General features: G+C 69.3%; 18 protein-coding genes and 1 pseudogene. 10 read left to right on the forward strand and 9 right to left on the reverse strand.

The window, feature by feature from the left end; all coding sequences use genetic code 11:
* A pseudogene (locus Q2100_RS17570) lies at positions 1-245 on the forward strand (hypothetical protein); the annotation flags it as partial.
* Between the two features lie 12 nt (positions 246-257).
* Here the strand turns inward: Q2100_RS17570 and Q2100_RS17575 are convergent.
* The 4 genes from Q2100_RS17575 to Q2100_RS17590 all read right to left on the reverse strand — a co-directional run bounded on the left by Q2100_RS17575 (position 258) and on the right by Q2100_RS17590 (position 4823).
* Positions 258-2507 carry a molybdopterin-dependent oxidoreductase gene (locus Q2100_RS17575; RefSeq protein WP_302915103.1) on the reverse strand — a complete coding sequence of 750 codons (2250 nt, stop codon included), beginning with the start codon at positions 2505-2507 and terminating at the stop codon, positions 258-260.
* The gene (locus Q2100_RS17580; RefSeq protein WP_264014174.1) at positions 2494-3084 is read right to left on the reverse strand and encodes a TetR/AcrR family transcriptional regulator; all 591 of its coding nucleotides are present in this window, start codon (positions 3082-3084) and stop codon (positions 2494-2496) included. The genes Q2100_RS17575 and Q2100_RS17580 overlap by 14 nt, the downstream gene beginning before the upstream one ends.
* Before the next feature lie 95 nt (positions 3085-3179).
* Positions 3180-3617, reverse strand: a complete 438-nt coding sequence (locus Q2100_RS17585) for a hypothetical protein (protein ID WP_302915104.1) — start codon at positions 3615-3617, stop codon at positions 3180-3182.
* 72 nt (positions 3618-3689) lie between these two features.
* Positions 3690-4823 carry a nitronate monooxygenase gene (locus Q2100_RS17590; RefSeq protein WP_302915105.1) on the reverse strand — a complete coding sequence of 378 codons (1134 nt, stop codon included), beginning with the start codon at positions 4821-4823 and terminating at the stop codon, positions 3690-3692.
* 144 nt (positions 4824-4967) lie between these two features.
* Between Q2100_RS17590 and Q2100_RS17595 the strand changes: the two genes are divergently transcribed.
* From Q2100_RS17595 to Q2100_RS17610, 4 genes are all read left to right on the forward strand, one after another.
* Positions 4968-5747: an HAD family hydrolase gene (locus Q2100_RS17595; RefSeq protein ID WP_264014177.1), complete on the forward strand. Its 780-nt coding sequence runs from the start codon at positions 4968-4970 to the stop codon at positions 5745-5747.
* Between the two features lie 93 nt (positions 5748-5840).
* Positions 5841-6185 (forward strand): aminopeptidase, encoded by a 345-nt coding sequence (locus Q2100_RS17600; protein WP_264014178.1) that lies wholly within the window; start codon positions 5841-5843, stop codon positions 6183-6185.
* A 293-nt stretch (positions 6186-6478) separates the two neighbouring features.
* Positions 6479-6871, forward strand: a complete 393-nt coding sequence (locus tag Q2100_RS17605) for an STAS domain-containing protein (RefSeq protein ID WP_264014179.1) — start codon at positions 6479-6481, stop codon at positions 6869-6871.
* Positions 6872-6925: 54 nt separating this feature from the next.
* Positions 6926-7387, forward strand: a complete 462-nt coding sequence (locus Q2100_RS17610) for an ATP-binding protein (protein WP_264014180.1) — start codon at positions 6926-6928, stop codon at positions 7385-7387.
* A 10-nt stretch (positions 7388-7397) separates the two neighbouring features.
* Here the strand turns inward: Q2100_RS17610 and Q2100_RS17615 are convergent, their stop codons facing one another.
* The gene (locus tag Q2100_RS17615; RefSeq protein WP_302915106.1) at positions 7398-8474 is read right to left on the reverse strand and encodes an NAD(P)H-dependent amine dehydrogenase family protein; all 1077 of its coding nucleotides are present in this window, start codon (positions 8472-8474) and stop codon (positions 7398-7400) included.
* Between the two features lie 75 nt (positions 8475-8549).
* On the opposite strand from Q2100_RS17615, the gene Q2100_RS17620 reads away from it, so the two are divergent.
* Both Q2100_RS17620 and Q2100_RS17625 read left to right on the forward strand, forming a co-directional pair.
* The gene (locus tag Q2100_RS17620) at positions 8550-9287 is read left to right on the forward strand and encodes a glucose 1-dehydrogenase (RefSeq protein WP_264014182.1); all 738 of its coding nucleotides are present in this window, start codon (positions 8550-8552) and stop codon (positions 9285-9287) included.
* 267 nt (positions 9288-9554) lie between these two features.
* Positions 9555-9779 carry a hypothetical protein gene (locus Q2100_RS17625; protein WP_264014183.1) on the forward strand — a complete coding sequence of 75 codons (225 nt, stop codon included), beginning with the start codon at positions 9555-9557 and terminating at the stop codon, positions 9777-9779.
* On the opposite strand, the gene Q2100_RS17630 is transcribed toward Q2100_RS17625, so the two are convergent.
* Positions 9757-10416: an MBL fold metallo-hydrolase gene (locus Q2100_RS17630; protein ID WP_302915107.1), complete on the reverse strand. Its 660-nt coding sequence runs from the start codon at positions 10414-10416 to the stop codon at positions 9757-9759. The two genes, Q2100_RS17625 and Q2100_RS17630, sit on opposite strands and share 23 nt — an antisense overlap.
* A 190-nt stretch (positions 10417-10606) precedes the next feature.
* Between Q2100_RS17630 and mbp1 the strand changes: the two genes are divergently transcribed.
* Entirely contained in the window at positions 10607-10858 is a 252-nt protein-coding gene (gene mbp1, locus Q2100_RS17635) for a microaggregate-binding protein 1 (RefSeq protein ID WP_264014185.1), read from the forward strand.
* Positions 10859-10917: 59 nt separating this feature from the next.
* Complete coding sequence (locus Q2100_RS17640; RefSeq protein ID WP_302915108.1) at positions 10918-12186, forward strand: competence/damage-inducible protein A; 1269 nt, start codon at positions 10918-10920, stop codon at positions 12184-12186.
* Positions 12187-12207: 21 nt separating this feature from the next.
* Here the strand turns inward: Q2100_RS17640 and Q2100_RS17645 are convergent, their stop codons facing one another.
* Both Q2100_RS17645 and Q2100_RS17650 read right to left on the reverse strand, forming a co-directional pair.
* Positions 12208-12534, reverse strand: a complete 327-nt coding sequence (locus Q2100_RS17645) for a hypothetical protein (RefSeq protein WP_302915109.1) — start codon at positions 12532-12534, stop codon at positions 12208-12210.
* 140 nt (positions 12535-12674) lie between these two features.
* The gene (locus Q2100_RS17650) at positions 12675-13568 is read right to left on the reverse strand and encodes a fructose bisphosphate aldolase (RefSeq protein ID WP_302915110.1); all 894 of its coding nucleotides are present in this window, start codon (positions 13566-13568) and stop codon (positions 12675-12677) included.
* Positions 13569-13752: 184 nt separating this feature from the next.
* On the opposite strand from Q2100_RS17650, the gene Q2100_RS17655 reads away from it, so the two are divergent.
* Positions 13753-14268: a hypothetical protein gene (locus Q2100_RS17655; protein ID WP_302915111.1), complete on the forward strand. Its 516-nt coding sequence runs from the start codon at positions 13753-13755 to the stop codon at positions 14266-14268.
* Here Q2100_RS17655 and Q2100_RS17660 read toward each other — a convergent pair.
* Positions 14265-15042, reverse strand: a 778-nt coding sequence (locus Q2100_RS17660) for a pyridoxal phosphate-dependent decarboxylase family protein (protein WP_302915112.1), incomplete at its 5' end; no start/stop codon positions are given. The two genes, Q2100_RS17655 and Q2100_RS17660, sit on opposite strands and share 4 nt — an antisense overlap.

Raw genomic sequence — 15042 nt, forward strand, 5'->3', positions numbered from 1 at the left:
ACCTGCCGCCGGGCACGTCCGACGTCCCCGCCGGCCCGGCGCCGGGGCGCGGGTTGTCCTACCTCCAGGACCTGTGGCACGCCATGCAGACACAGGAGGTCAGCGGCCGTGACGCACTGCTCCTGCTGACCCAGCGCCCGCTGGATCCCAACGCGGCACCACCGCCGCACCTGCCCGCCGGTCCGCAACCGCCGGCTCCGGCCCCGCCGCCCGCTCCAGCGCCCGTGCCGCCGCCGCTGCCCTGACGCGGAAAAGACCTACTCGGCCGCGACGACCGCTTCGGCTACCGGCTCGATCCGGGCCGGGACGTGCTTGTGCCATGGCGTACCGGCGAACGCGTCGCGCCAGTCGGTGGAGGTCAGGGCGTTGGGCGCGACGCCGGGGACCCGGACGCCGCCTTCGTCGCGATAGTCGACGCCGTAGCCGTTCGGCAGCGACACATGCCCCGGCAGCATCATGTCGGTCACCTCGACACCGGCCTCGGCGGTGCCCGCCGCCGTGGTGATCTTCGCCCGTCCGCCGTCGGCGAGGCCGAACGCCTCGGCGTCCTGCGGGCTGATGCGCAGCGCCCCGTCGGCGTCGCGTTTGCGCCATGCGGGGTCGCGCAGGATGTCGTTGGCGGTGTAGGCGCGACGCTCCCCGGCGGACAGCACGACGGGGAAGTCGACCGACGTCAGCGGACTCCGGTCGGGACGCAGACCCCGGATCTCGTCGAGCAGTTCCGGGATCTCGAAGGCGATCCGGTGATCGGGGTGACCGATCAGGGTGAAATCTTCCGCGTACTCGTGCACCGTGAAGGTGACACCCGATCGGCCGGACAGGATCGCGCGGAACAGCGCATTGCCGTCGGCGTGACCCGCGCGCCGGACCGCCTCCGGGTAGGCCATCGCCGTCTTCTGGGCCAGTCCCCACAGGGCGGCGGCGCCGGCGAGGCCGTCGGGCAGCGTCGGCCCGAGCGTCTCGTAGAGCACGAACGGCAGCACCCGGCTCAACGCCGGGTTGGCGCCGACAGCCGCCAGGAACGCCTCGCCGTAGGACTCGAGCCCCTGTTCGGCCGCGCGCCGCAACGGTCGCAGGTCGTCTTCGCCGACGATGTCGAGTGCGCGTACCAGGCGCGCCCAGATCTCCGGTTCGGGCAGCGTGCCGGGCAGCGGCGGGAGGAGCGGATGACGGAGGTGAAACGTGTTGTGCGGGAACTCGAGATTGAAGAAGGTGGCTTCCGGCTTCTCGAACTGGGTGGCGGCGGGCAGCACGTAGTGCGCCAGTCGTGCCGTCTCGGTCATCGCCACGTCGATCACCACGAGCAATTCGAGTGCCTCGAAAGCTGCACGGCAGGAGGCGGAGTCGGCCACCGAGTGGGCCGGGTTGCTGCTCTCGACGACCATCGCACGGAAGCGGTCCGGATGATCGGTCAGGATCTCCTGCGGCACGACGTTGCTCGGTACCAGCCCGGCGATCACCGGCGCACCGGTGACCGGCGTGCGGCCGACGCCGCCTGCGGCGAACAGCGGCGCGAACGACGAGTGAAGATGCTGGGCACCGCGCTTGGCGAAGTTGCCGGTGAGAATCCAGAGCATCTTGTTGAGGTAGGAGCACAGCGTGCTGTTGGGCGCCTGCTGGATGCCGAGGTCCTCGAACACCGAGACGCTGTCGGCTGCGGCGATGCGCCGCACCGCCTCGCGCAACAATTCTTCGGCGACACCGCAGCGGGCGGCGTACTCGGTCACCGGCACATCGCGCAGCACCGCGATCACCGGATCCGCTCCGGTCACGTGCTCGGCGAGAAATGCTTGGTCGCAGAGATTCTCCTGCACCAGCACGGCGGCCATCGCAGCAAGGCACCAGGCGTCGGTGCCGGGCCGCACGCGTAGGTGGAACTCGGCCATCTTCGCGGTGTCGGTGACCACGGGGTCGATGACGATCATGGCACGGCCGGGATCCTTGGCGATGTCGTTGAGCACCACACGCGCCCGTGGGAAGCTCTGCGACATCCACGGGTTCTTCCCGACGAACACCGCCACCTCGGCGTGCTCGAACTCCCCGCGGGTGTGCCCGCCGTAGAGCTGCGCGTCGACCCAGTGTTCGCCGGTCTTCTCCTGTGCCAGTGCGTTCGAGCGGTAGCGCGACCCGAGGGCTTTGAGGAACGCGCCGCTGTAGGCGCCGCCGAGGTGGTTACCCTGCCCACCGCCGCCGTAGTAGAAGATCTTGTCTCCGCCGTAGGCGTCCCGGATCCGCCGGAAACCGTCTGCGATCTCCGAGATCGCGGTGTCCCAGTCGATCTCCTCGTAGCTGCCGTCGGCGCGCCGTCGCATCGGCGAGGTCAGCCGGCCGGCGTTGTTCTGGTAGTGGTCGAGGCGCAGCGCCTTGTTGCAGGTGTAGCCCTGTGATGCGGGGTGGTCTTTGTCACCCCGGATCTTGGCCAGCGTGCGGTCTTCGGTGTGCACCACGATGCCGCAGTTGCATTCGCAGAGGATGCAGGCGGTCGGTTGCCATTCAGTCGTCGTCACGGTGGTCTCCTGTCGCGGTCTCCAGCAGTGCCCGCAGCCGGCGGTGCACCATGTCCAGCGGTGTGACGTCGCGGCCGGCGCGGGCGACGACGATGGCGCCTTCGAAGGCGGTGAGGACCAGCATGGCCAGTTCCTCCGACTGCGCCGCAGGCACGCCGTCCTGCTCCAACCGGGCCCTGATGAGGTCGGCCCAGCGGGTGAACGCCGCCGCGGCACGCTCGATGACCGCCCGCTGCGGACCCGGCTGCTCGGGGTCGCCCGCCTCGACGGTGACCGCGACGACCGGACATCCGGCGCGGTAGTCGCTGTCGACGAGTTGCCTGCGGTATCCGGCAATCAGGGCGTCGAGCATCTGCACCGCGCTGGTGGCGCGGGACATCCGCTCCGCCATGTACTGGCCGGCGTAGTCGACCGCCTCGCAGAGCAGTTGATTCCGCCCGCCGGGGAAGTAGTGGTAGGCCGAGCCGCGGGGCGCGCCGCTGTGGGCGAGCACGTCGGCGATGGCCGTCGGGTGCGCGCCCCGCTCCCGGATCAGTAGCGCCGCGGAGGCCACCATGCGTTCGCGGGGACTGGTCACACCGGCTCCTTCCGCCGCTATGTATGCAAACCTACATAACGACGAGGCGCCGCACCAGACCGGATGTCGATCGAGATCGAACGGGCAGGCTTTTGCTATCCGGCCTCTCCGGCGCCGTGGTAGTCGACCATCGGCTGCCGGATCACGGTGTCCGCACCCGACGCCACGGTGAGTGCGGCGGGCGTGACGGTGTAGGTGACGCCATCGTTGAACGCGACGTAGCCACCGGTGGTGGTCGGTTCCGCGGCCAGCATCAGCGCCGCGTCATCCTCGAGTCGCACGCCGCGGAACTGGAGCTGGCCGCCCGGGCCCGCGCAGATCGCGACCAGTGACTCCGCGGTCCTGCCGTACGCGACTGCCACCGCAGCACCCTGGCAGTGTGCCGCGGTGTCGACGAAGCCCCGCTCGTCCGTGGCGAATTCAGACTCCGGCTGGGCGGCCGCCGGGGCGGCCGTCCACGTCGCGCCTGCCGCGAGGGCCAGGCAGAGCAGCGCGCCGGCGGCGCGGCGGAACGTGCGTGCCGGCGATGACATTTCGGCCATCCGTCAGGCTAACCCCGTCGGTGCCGGCCATCGCGCAGCGGCAACGCGTGTCGCGTCGGGGAGTCAGACTCCGGCGGCCTCGTTGAGCTGGTTGAGGGTGCTGGTGGCCTCGATGTACTCCTGCACCCAGCGCTCGATCACCGTCGCGGTCTTCTCGACCTTGGTGAACTGGCCGACCACCTGACCGATCGGGTTGAACGCGACGTCGACACTCTCGTTCGGGTACTTGTGCGTCGCGGCCACCGCCATGCCGGACACCATGTACTGCAACGGCATCCCGAGCGGCTTCGGGTTGTCGGGGTTCTCCCACGCCTCGGTCCAGTCGTTCTTCAGCATCCGCGCCGGCTTGCCGGTGAACGACCGGCTCCGCACGGTGTCACGGCTGGACGCCTTGGCGTAGGCGGCGTGCTGCACGGGGGTGTGCTCGGACTCCTCGACCATCACCCACTGCGAGCCGGTCCAGGCACCCTGCGCGCCGAGTGCCAGCGCAGCGGCGATCTGCTGGCCGCTGCCGATCCCGCCTGCGGCCAGCACGGGTACCGGCGCGACCGCCTTGACGACCTGGGGCCACAGCACGATCGAACCGACCTCACCGCAGTGGCCGCCGGCCTCACCGCCCTGGGCGATGATGATGTCCACCCCGGCGTCGGCGTGCTTGCGCGCCTGCGACGGCGACCCGCACAGCGCCGCGACTTTGCGGCCCTCGTCGTGGATGTGCTTGATCATGTCGGCGGGCGGGGTGCCGAGCGCATTGGCGATCAGTGTGCACTTCGGGTGCTGCAGCGCCACCTCCACCTGCGGCGTGGCGGTCGCCTCGGTCCAGCCGAGCAGCTGCATGGCGTCGTCGTCGCTGTGGTCGACGGGCACGCCGTGATCGGCCAGGATCTTGCGGGCGAACTCCACGTGCTCGTCGGGAACGAGGTCGTTGAGCGTCTTCTTCAGCACCTCGGGAGACAGGTCGGTGGCGTCCATGCCCTCGTACTTGTTGGGGATGACGATGTCGACGCCGTACGGATGGTCGCCGATGTGCGCGTCGATCCACTTCAATTCGATCTCGAGCTGTTCGGGCGTGAACCCCACGGCGCCCAGCACGCCGAAGCCGCCGGACTTGCTGACCGCGACGACGACGTCCCGGCAATGTGTGAAGGCGAAGATCGGGAGGTCGATTCCGAGTTCGTCGCAGAGGGCGGTGTGCATTCGGCGCTCCTAGGGTGGACCGGTCAGCGAACTGAAACGTGTTCTAGTTTAGTCGACGGTACCCCGTCCGAGGTGCGCAGGGGGCCGCGACCGTCATGAGTGGCGGCCGCCCGTGTCGGTGCAGGGTGATGTACTGGGGCGGACGTGAATTCTTCAGAGAATCCGAAGCGGGTTGCGGCGGGCCGGGCGCTGTCACCCGCCGAATCGGTGGCCGAGATCGGCGGCGGTCCGGGCGGCCCTGGCGTGGGGGCCTTCTTCGACCTCGACGGCACCCTGGTGGACGGCTTCACCGCGACCGCGCACGCCGGTGACCGCATCCGGCGAAGGCAGGCCGGGGTCGGCGAGGTGCTGGGCGTCATGGAGGCGGCGGTGCGATACCGGCTCGGCCGGATGCAGTTCGAGCGGCTCGTCGTCCGGGCGGCGGGATACCTGCGCGGCGAGTCGCTGGCCGAGCTCGACGACCTCGGTGAGAGATTGTTCGTCGCGCGGGTTGCGGCCTGGGTGTACCCGCACATGCGCGAGGTGGTCCGGGCACACCAGGAGCGCGGCCACACAGTCGTGATGAGTTCCTCGGCGCTGACCATCCACGCCGAGCCGGTGGCCCGATTCCTTGGCATCGACCACGTGGTGTGCAACCACTTCGAGGTCGACGGCCGGGGCAGGCTCACGGGCGACATCGTCCGGCCGGTGATCTGGGGACCGCAGAAGGCCACCGCTGTCGAACAGTTCAGCCTTGCCGGTGGAATCAGTCTGCGCGACAGCTGGTTCTACGCCGACGGGGACGAGGACCAGGCCTTGATGCGGCTGGTCGGCCACCCCCGGCCGGTCAACCCCCGTCCGGGTCTCATGGCGGCGGCACGACGCCAGGACTGGCCGGTGCTGCAGCTCACCGGTGTCCGCCGGGGTGCCCGCCGGGCCCGATGACCGCTCGGCGGCAACGGGTTCGCCTCGGTTTGGCCGCCGGTCGCCATGGGTAGCCTCGCGATGTTCTGGACAACCTCGACGAGGGAGCGGTGCGTGACGGCACGACGATTGGCAATGCTCATCGGAGCGATCCTTCTGATCGCCGGTGTGATCGGGCTGTTGGTTCCGGTCTCCGTGTCGGATTCGGACGGCAAGAGCGTGGGCTGCGGCAACGCGGCGGTGTCCGACATGTCGGCCGCTCAGTCCGCCAACAACAGCGGTGTGGGAGGCGTGCCGGTGCTCAACCAGCTCGTCCCGCACACCGACTTCGTGGCGTTGTGTGACTCCGCGGTGTCCAGCAGGCGGTCGTGGACGATCCCGCTGGCCGTGGTCGGCGCGGTGGTGCTGCTCGGCGCGGTGCTCCTGCGCGGCAGGCGTGGCAGTCCCGCCGGCCTCTGACCGCACAGACCACGCATTTGCTGAGTCCACCTAAGCAACGCCACGAGCTGGGGCGACTGGTTCGATCCGGGCCGGGTCGCTCGCGGCATCCGCGCGGGCCGTGGGGTGTGGCGCCGTAAATCTGGTTTACTCTGGTCCCGGTTGCGTCGGCGGACGTCCTTCACCGGCGCTCCCGGCGGCGGACAGGCCGCCGCTCGAAGGACTTGCCAGGTTCAGCCCACAGCCTTGCGAGCGTTATGTTTGCGTGCGCGCCGCCGTATTCATTGGAAGCGGCTCACGCGGGAGGTGGACCAGTGGAGGAACAGCGCGAAGCCGCGGTCGAGCACTCGACCGCCGCCGAGGCGACGAACTGCCAGACCAGTGAACGCTGGCTGGACCGGGTGGTGGTCGTGTCGGTCGCCGGAGTGGTCGACATGCTGACCGCGCCGCAGCTCGAGGACGCCATCCGCAAGGCCGTATCCCAGGAGCCCGCCGCTCTGGTGGTGGACTTCACCGCGGTCGACTTTCTCGCCTCGGCCGGGATGGGCATCCTGGTCGCCGTGCACGACGAGGTGACCCCGAAGGTGACGCTGTGCGTCGTGGCCGAGGGGCCCGCGACCAGTCGCCCCCTCAAGCTGCTCGGCATCGCGGACATCATTCCGCTCTACAGCACCGTCGACGAGGCTGTCGCCGCGTTGAGTGCGTAGCGCCACACAGGACGCCGCATAGGACGAGGACCGAACGGGTACAGCAGAACTGCCATGATCGATTCTGTTCCGGCTGACGTCGCCAACGCCGAGAATTTCGTGCGCGTCGGCCTCACCGCCGACGCCCACCACGCGGCTCACACCCGGGAAGAGCTCGCCCGGTGGCTGGAGCAGTATTTCGACCTCGACCAGACCCGGGTCAACGATCTGCTGCTGGCGACCAACGAGGCCCTGGCCAATGCGGCCGAGTTCGCCTACGTCACTGCCGAGCGAGCCGGGACGATGGACGTCCACGCCAGCTTCAGTCCGCGCGAGGAGAAGCTGACCGTCACGATCACCGACCACGGAACCTGGCGGCCACCGAATCCCGCGCCGCAGAACCGGCTGCGCGGGCGGGGTATCCCGCTGATGCACGCGTTGAGCGACCACGCGTCGATCACGCCGACCTCCGAGGGCACGAGCGTGCACCTCGAGTGGACCGGTGTGCGCGGGCGAGACGGAGTGCGAGGCTCCTGACGGGAGTCCGCTAGCCGGCGGCGAACAGCCCACTGCCCGTGATGAAGGGCAGATCGAGGGTGGTGCGGATGCCGGGCGGTGCAGCCACCACCGCTGGGATCGCATTGACGATGCGCCCCGCCGCGGCCACGATCGCGGCGTGGTTGTGGTCACCCCTGTCGCTACTGGGGCAGATGTCGACGGTGTAGGACGGTTCGCCGGTGATCTCGACCCGGTACGAGCCGCCGGGCTGGGCCGGCTGCGCCCAGTCCGGGCGGAGGTCCGCACGGAGCCGGGTGACGTGTTCGACCACGATGGCCGGACGGCCCCCGACCATGCCCCGGATCTCGAAGCGCATCGCCGCGACGGTGCCTGCGGGCACGTGGCCTGCGGCGATGTCGAAAGCCTCGGGAGCGGGCTCGCGCTCGTAGCTTTCGGTGATGTCGTCGATCTCGATGCCGAGGCCCGCGGCCAGCTGCCGGATGGTCGTGCCCCACGCGATGCTGAGCACACCGGGCTGGAACAGGATGGGCAGATCGTCCAGCGGTCTGCCGAAGCCCATCACGTCGAACATCACGGTGGCGCCGTCATAGGTGGCGTAGTCGGCGATCTCCATGCAGCGCACCTGCTCGATGCGCTGGCACGTGCTCGCGAACGCGAACGGGATCAGATCGTTCGCGAACCCGGGATCGACGCCGGTGATGAAGAGGCTCGAACCGCCCTCGCGTGCGGCGTCCTCGACCATCTCGATGTACTTCCTCGGCATCAGCTTCCACGGAAACTGCAACACCACGGGGGCGGACCCGACGACGTCGACACCGGCCGCGAGCAGCCGCATCACGTCGGCGATCGCGTCCGGCCCACGGGTGTCGCCCATCGCGCAGTAGACGACGCAGTCCGGCTTGGTCTCGAGCAGCACGCCGAGGTCGTCGGTGGCGGTGATGCCCGTCGAGATGTCGAGTCCTGCAAGCTCACCGGCGTCCTTGCCGACCTTCGCCGGGGTCGACACACAGACCGACGTCAGCTCGTATGCGGGATTGGTCAGCAGTCCGGTCAGCGCCAGCCGGCCGACGTTGCCGGTGCCGACGTGGGCCACGCGAATCGCCATTGATTCTCCTCGTATCGAGCGACAAAACTGGAACAGGTTCTAGTCGAGCGAGCCCCTAGGGTAGCCTGACGCGTCATGGGACGGGTAGACGGAAAAGTTGCACTGATCAGTGGCGGCGCTCGGGGCATGGGCGCGGCGCATGCGCGGATGCTCGTCGCCGAGGGCGCCAAAGTGGTGATCGGCGACATCCTCGACGACGAGGGCAAGGCCCTCGCCGACGAGATCGGTGACTCGGCCCGCTACGTGCACCTGGACGTCACCTCCGCTGACGAATGGGCCGCCGCGGTCGACGTCGCGGTCACGGATTTCGGCCTGCTCAACGTGCTTGTCAACAACGCGGGCATCGTCGCGCTGGGCCAGATCGGCAAGTTCGACATGGCCAAGTGGCAGAAGGTGATCGACGTCAACCTCACCGGCACGTTCCTGGGCATGCAGGCCAGCGTCGAGGCGATGAAGTCCGCAGGCGGCGGCTCCATCATCAACGTGTCGTCGATCGAGGGGATGCGCGGTGCGGTGATGGTGCATCCCTACGTGGCGTCCAAGTGGGCGGTCCGCGGGATCACCAAGTCCGCGGCGCTGGAACTCGGCGCGCACAAGATCCGGGTGAACTCCATCCACCCGGGCTTCATCCGCACCCCCATGACCAAGCACTTCCCCGACAACATGCTCACCATCCCGCTCGGCAGGCCGGGCCAGTCCGATGAGGTGGCGACCTTCGTGGTGTTCCTGGCCAGCGACGATTCGGCCTACGCCACCGGCGCCGAGTTCGTGATGGACGGCGGGCTCGTCAACGACGTCCCGCACAAGCTCTGACCTCGCCACCAGGGGACGAGAAACCCCCGACCGGATGATTCACCGGTTTTCCGCCGGTTATCTCCTCCGCCCCGGAACGGGGTCCACCAGTCGAGGTGACAGCCATCCGCCCCGTCGACCCGTCGGCGTCCGCCCGGCGCGACGTGCTCGTGGTGACGTTCGCCGGCTCCGACGCCTGACCGGGGGACGGGAGCAGGCAGCCGGGGCCGTAGTCTCTTCGGATCAGCCGTCGCAGGAGACCCCGCAACGCGCCACAGGAGGTATGGGATGACCGCAATCGACGAGCGGCAGGGCCTGCAGCAGCTCGCCGAGGAGAAGGGCTGGCAGCGCATCGACCGCGACCGCATCGAGATCTATGCGCGCGGCACGACGCGGGTCCGGGTGATCTGGCGGGGCGACAGTGCGATCAGCGGCGCCTCGCTCTACCACGACGACGTCATGACCACCTACACCCGGCAGCTGACCGACGTCACCGGCTGGCTGAAGCGCTGAGCTCGTCCAGGGCCCGGGCCACGCACTGAGACCAACGCGCCCCCGTCATCGTCTCGTGGGCGCTGTCGCCGGCGAATGCGCTGGAGATGACCAGATCGGGTGAGAGCGTGCCGAGCAGCCGCAGACTCTCCCGCAGCGCGACGGGGTCGCCGACACCGGGGATGACGAAGGTGCCCCAGGTTCCGTCACCGCGCGGGAAGATGGTGTCGCCGGTGAAGAGGTACGTCTCGCCGTCGACGCCGGACACCAGGTAGCTGGTACTGCCGGGGGAGTGGCCCGGGGTCGGGATCACCTGCACGCCAAGCGAATCGACGTGCCTGCTGTCGAGGGTCACGTGCACGTCGGCATGCTTGCCGATCCGTGCGACCTCGGCCGCGGGTGCGTGCAGCGTCGCGCCGAACCGGCCGGCCAGCGTCGCCAGCATCGGCCCGGCCTCGTCCTGGTGTGAGAGGTACTGGTCGGCCACGCCACCGAGCGCGGCGATGTCGTCGAGTTGCGCGTCGGTGGCGGGGCAGTAGAACAGCGCGTTGCCATCAGGCCGCGTCCACAGGTAGGCGTGCGTTGTCAGTCCGGGGAAGGGCGAGTCGGTCCGGGTCTCGTAGAGATCGGCCCGGATGCGCCGCAATTCGGTGTCCATGCTCACAGTGTCAGACCTGAACATTAGTTGAGGTCAAGGCCGTCGTGCGTTGATTTCGAGATTGGTTGCCACACAATCGATGTCGTCACCGGCCTGGACCCTGGTTTGGTGCATGACGGAAACGGGAACCGATGGTCCGGTACTCCGGGGCCGCAGACTCCTGCGGCCCCGTCGACGGAGAGGACACATCATGGCTGAGAACAACAGCGGCCCCGCCGAGGGCATCCGCGGCGTCGTCGAAGACGTCAAGGGCAAGGCGAAGGAAGCGGTCGGGACCGTCGCGGGCCGCGACGACCTGGTCCGTGAGGGGCAGGCGCAGCAGGACAAGGCCGAAGCCCAGCGTGAGGCGGCACAGAAGGAGGCCGAAGCCGAGAAGGCCCGCGCGAACGCGAAGGTGGACGAGCAGCGCCAGCGCGCCGCGCAGCGACCCGACCGGGACTGACGGCGAGGTCGTCGCACCGGCCACTGGGAAGTCGGCCGCGCTGCGTACTGTCGTGAACCGTGGCTGTGCGTGCGGGAATCGTGGTGACCGGTACCGAGGTGCTGACCGGCCGGGTGCAGGACCGCAACGGTCCGTGGCTGGCCGACCGTCTCCTCGAGTTGGGCGTCGACCTGGCACACATCACCCTGTGCGGTGACCGCCCGGACGACATCGAGGCGCAGCTGCGCTTCCTTGCGGGCCAGGGCGTCGACCTCGTCATCACCAGTGGCGGACTCGGGCCGACGGCCGACGACCTGACCGTGGCCACCGTGGCCCGGTTCTGCGGCCGCAGTCTCGTCCTGGACGAGGCGCTGGAGCAGAATATCGCCGACATCCTGCGGACGTTGACGGCCCGTCGAGAGGGCGTCGACTTCGACGCCGTGATGGCCGCCAATCGCAAACAGGCGATGGTGCCCGAGGGCGCTCACGTACTCGATCCGGTGGGCACCGCCCCGGGTGTGGTGGTTCCCGGTGCGCCGACGGTGCTGGTGCTGCCCGGCCCGCCGCGTGAGTTGCAGCCGATGTGGCGCGCTGCGGTCGCGACCGAGGCACTCCAGCAGGCGATCGCCGGCCGGACGCAGTACGAGCAGCGGACCGTGCGGATGTTCGGCCTGCCCGAGTCGGGGCTCGCCGAGACGTTGCGCTCCGCCGAGCGCGAGGTCCCCGGATTCGACCGCCTCGAGATCACCACCTGCCTGCGTCGGGGCGAATTGGAGATCGTCACCCGCTACGAACCGGATGCGGCGGACGCCTACTCCGCACTCGCGGACTATTTGCGTGAGCATCACGGAAGTGCGATCTTCTCCGAGGACGGCGCCCTGGTCGACGACCTCGTTGCGGACCGACTGGCGGGCCGGCGCATCGCAACGGCGGAATCCTGCACGGCAGGCCTGCTGGCGGCGCGACTGACCGAACGACCGGGTTCGTCAGCCCACGTGGCCGGCGGTGTGGTCGCTTACGCCAACGCCGCGAAGACCGAGGTGCTCGGCGTCGATCCGCAACTGATCGAGGCGCACGGGGCGGTCTCGGAGCCGGTGGCGGTCGCGATGGCCGATGGCGCGCTGCGCCGCTTCGCGGCCGACACCGCGGTCGCGATCACCGGGATCGCCGGCCCGGGCGGGGGCACGGCGGAGAAACCGGTCGGCACCGTGTGTTTCTGCATACGACTCGCGGACGGCCGGACCGTCACCCGCACGCTGCGGCTGCCCGGCAACCGCAGCGACATTCGCGAACGTTCGACGACGGTGGCCATGCACCTGCTGCTTCGCACCCTCGGCGAAGACGGGTAGCTCCCGCGCGGGCGGGAAGCCTCAACGATCCCGCCGGATCCGCTCGAGGCTGGTCGCCGACTCCTCCCAGGACAGCGCGATGTGGTGGCAGGCCTGACACTCGGTCCATTCGGATTCCCTTGCCACCCTGACGTGCCGGGCGCACAGCACCGTGGTGTTACCGCAGCATCGCCTCGTCATCACATACGCGGCCGGCCGCCGGCAGACGTCGTAGACCGGGGTGTCGTTCCGGTCGAAGAAGACCCCGATGAATTCGCAGTGCGGCCGCGACCCGCGACGGGTCACCGAAGCGGTGAATCGGTCCAGCCGAAGCACCTCGCGCAACCTGCGACGCACCGGTCCGGTCATTATCGGTCGACCTTAGTCATCCGTGCAGGTGCTGTACAGAGCGGGCGATGCCGCACAGCCACGGTTGACCGCCGGTGACGCATTGCTGCACAACGGCTTTGATGCTCGAGTCGATGCCGACCGGCGGTCCCGCGCCCGGCTTACCCGGCCACCGACGCGTCGTAGATCGACTGGATCGCCTTGTCGAGGGTGGCGTCGAACTCTTCGTCGGACTGCTGCGCGGACAAGCCCTCGGTGAGTGCACGGCTGAAGCTGGCGATCACGCCCGTGTTCTTCGCCAGCAGCGCGTTGGCCTCGTCGCGCGGGTATCCGCCGGACAGCGCCACCACCTTGAGCACCTTCGGGTGGTTCACCAGCGGCTGGTAGTGGTTGGCCTCCGTCGGAAGCGTGAGCTTGAGCATCACCTTCTGGTCGTCGGGGAGGGCATCGAGCTGCTTGGCGATCTCGTCTCGCAGGATCTCTTCGGCCTGCGCCTTGTCGTCGATCGAGATGGTCACCTCGGGCTCGATGATCGGGACCAGGCCGTGCGAGAGCACCTGTCGAGCCACCTCGAACTGCTGTTCGACCACCGCGGCGATGCCCGCGGCATTCGCCCCACCGATGACCGATCGCTCCTTGGTGCCGAAGATGCCGCCCCGCGCGCCCCGCGCGAGCAGGTCGTCGAGCTGCGGCATCGGCTTCATCAGCTGCACGTCGTCGGACGCGTCGGCCAGACCCTTGTCGATCTTGAGGAACGGCACCACGCCCTTGTCCTCCCAGAGGAAGGTCGCCGACGGTTTGCCCTCGATCTCGCGGTCCATCGTCTGCTCGAACAGGATGGCGCCCACCACCCGGTCGCCGGTGAAGACCGGCGAGGTGATGATCCGGGACCGCATCTGATGGATGAGGTCGAACATCTCCTGCTCGGAGGAGTAGGCGCTTTCCTCGACGCCGTAGAGCCGCAGCGCCTTGGGAGTCGAGCCGCCGCTCTGATCGAGCGCGGCGATGAATCCCTTGCCCGATGACACCTTGTCCGCTTGCTTGTCGTTCGCCATCTGCGCTGCCTACTCCCTTGAAGACGGTGGTCGTCGGCCACGTCCGCCGGTCGCCGGCGAGCGCGGTCCGCGTCCGAGGATATTCGGCCCATACGAGACCGCTCCGGCAGGTGCCATGGTTGGCTGTGAACCAGCTGTCGGTACCGACGGCGGGGTCGGGTCGGAAGGCGAAGGGGTTCGGGCGATGCGTCAGCTGAAACGGTTCGCGGCGGCGGGTGCGGCCATGGCGACGGCGGTGGGATCGGGAGCACTGATGATGGTCAGCGCTCCGGGCGCGGCCGCGCTGCCCCCGGGTGTCGATCCCTCGCTCATCACGTTCTCGAACATCTTGCGCCGCTGCGACGCCAGCCCGCTGCAATACGTGTCGGCGGCGGGCGAAGGCCGGGCGACCGCACACATCCGCACGGAGGGGTCGGGGGAGTTGGTGGCCGACGTCGACCTGGCCGTCGCGGAACCGTTCACCTTCTACGAGGTCAAGCTCATCCAGATGCCGCGGTCGTCGGCGGCGGGCTGCGGGGCCGGGGCGCCGGGCACCGCGGTCGGGGCGATCAACACCAATGCCGCCGGGTCGGGCTTCGTCACGCTGCGGGGTCCGATCGCGTCGGGCGCGACGGGTGCCTGGATCTCGATCGAGCAACCGCAGCCGTTCTCCCAGGTCCCCGACGAGTTCTACACCTCCGATCGGATCGTGGACATCTAACCGGCGACCCGTTCGGCGATCGCGGCGATCACCGAAGCGCACCGGTCGATGTCGGCGTCGCTGGTGGCCCAATTCGCGACGCTGATGCGCAGCACGTGCTCGCCGCGCCAGGTGGTGCCGCCCAGCCAGCAGGTCCCGTCGTCCTGGATCGCGGCGATGGCGGCGCGGTTGGCGGCGTCACCGCCGGGGAGGCGGAGCAGCACCTGGTTGAGCACCACTTCGTTGAGCACCTGCGCCCCGGGGATCGCCGAGACGAGGTCCGCCATCCGCCGCGCCTGCGCACAGTTGCGCTCGACGAGCTCGGCGATGCCGGCACGGCCCAGCGACCGGATCGCCGCGTACACCGGCACCGAGCGGGCGCGCCGCGAACTCTCCGGCACGTAGCTGGTGTTGTCGCGTTCGCCGGCGTCGGCCACCAGATAAGGACCGGTCAGACTCATCGCCGCCCGGTGCGCCTCCGGATGCGCGACCACCGCGAGCGCCGCGTCGTAGGGCACGTTGAGCCACTTGTGTGCGTCGACGGCCCAGGAGTCGGCCCGGTCGACGTGTGCGGTGAGCCGCCGGGTGCCTGGCGCCGCGGCGGCCCAGAGCCCGAAGGCGCCGTCGACGTGCAACCAGGCGCCGCGCGCGGCGCAGGCGTCGGCGATGGGGCCGAACGGGTCGAACGCCCCGGTGGCGACGTTGCCTGCCTGCGCGCACACGATCGCCGGGCCGTCGGCGCGCGACAGCGCATGGTCGAGCGCTTCCGGATCGAGCCGGCCCTGACCGTCGGCA

The organism is Mycolicibacterium arseniciresistens, assembly GCF_030519285.1.
In the GTDB taxonomy this organism is placed as follows: Bacteria; Actinomycetota; Actinomycetes; order Mycobacteriales; family Mycobacteriaceae; genus Mycobacterium; species Mycobacterium arseniciresistens.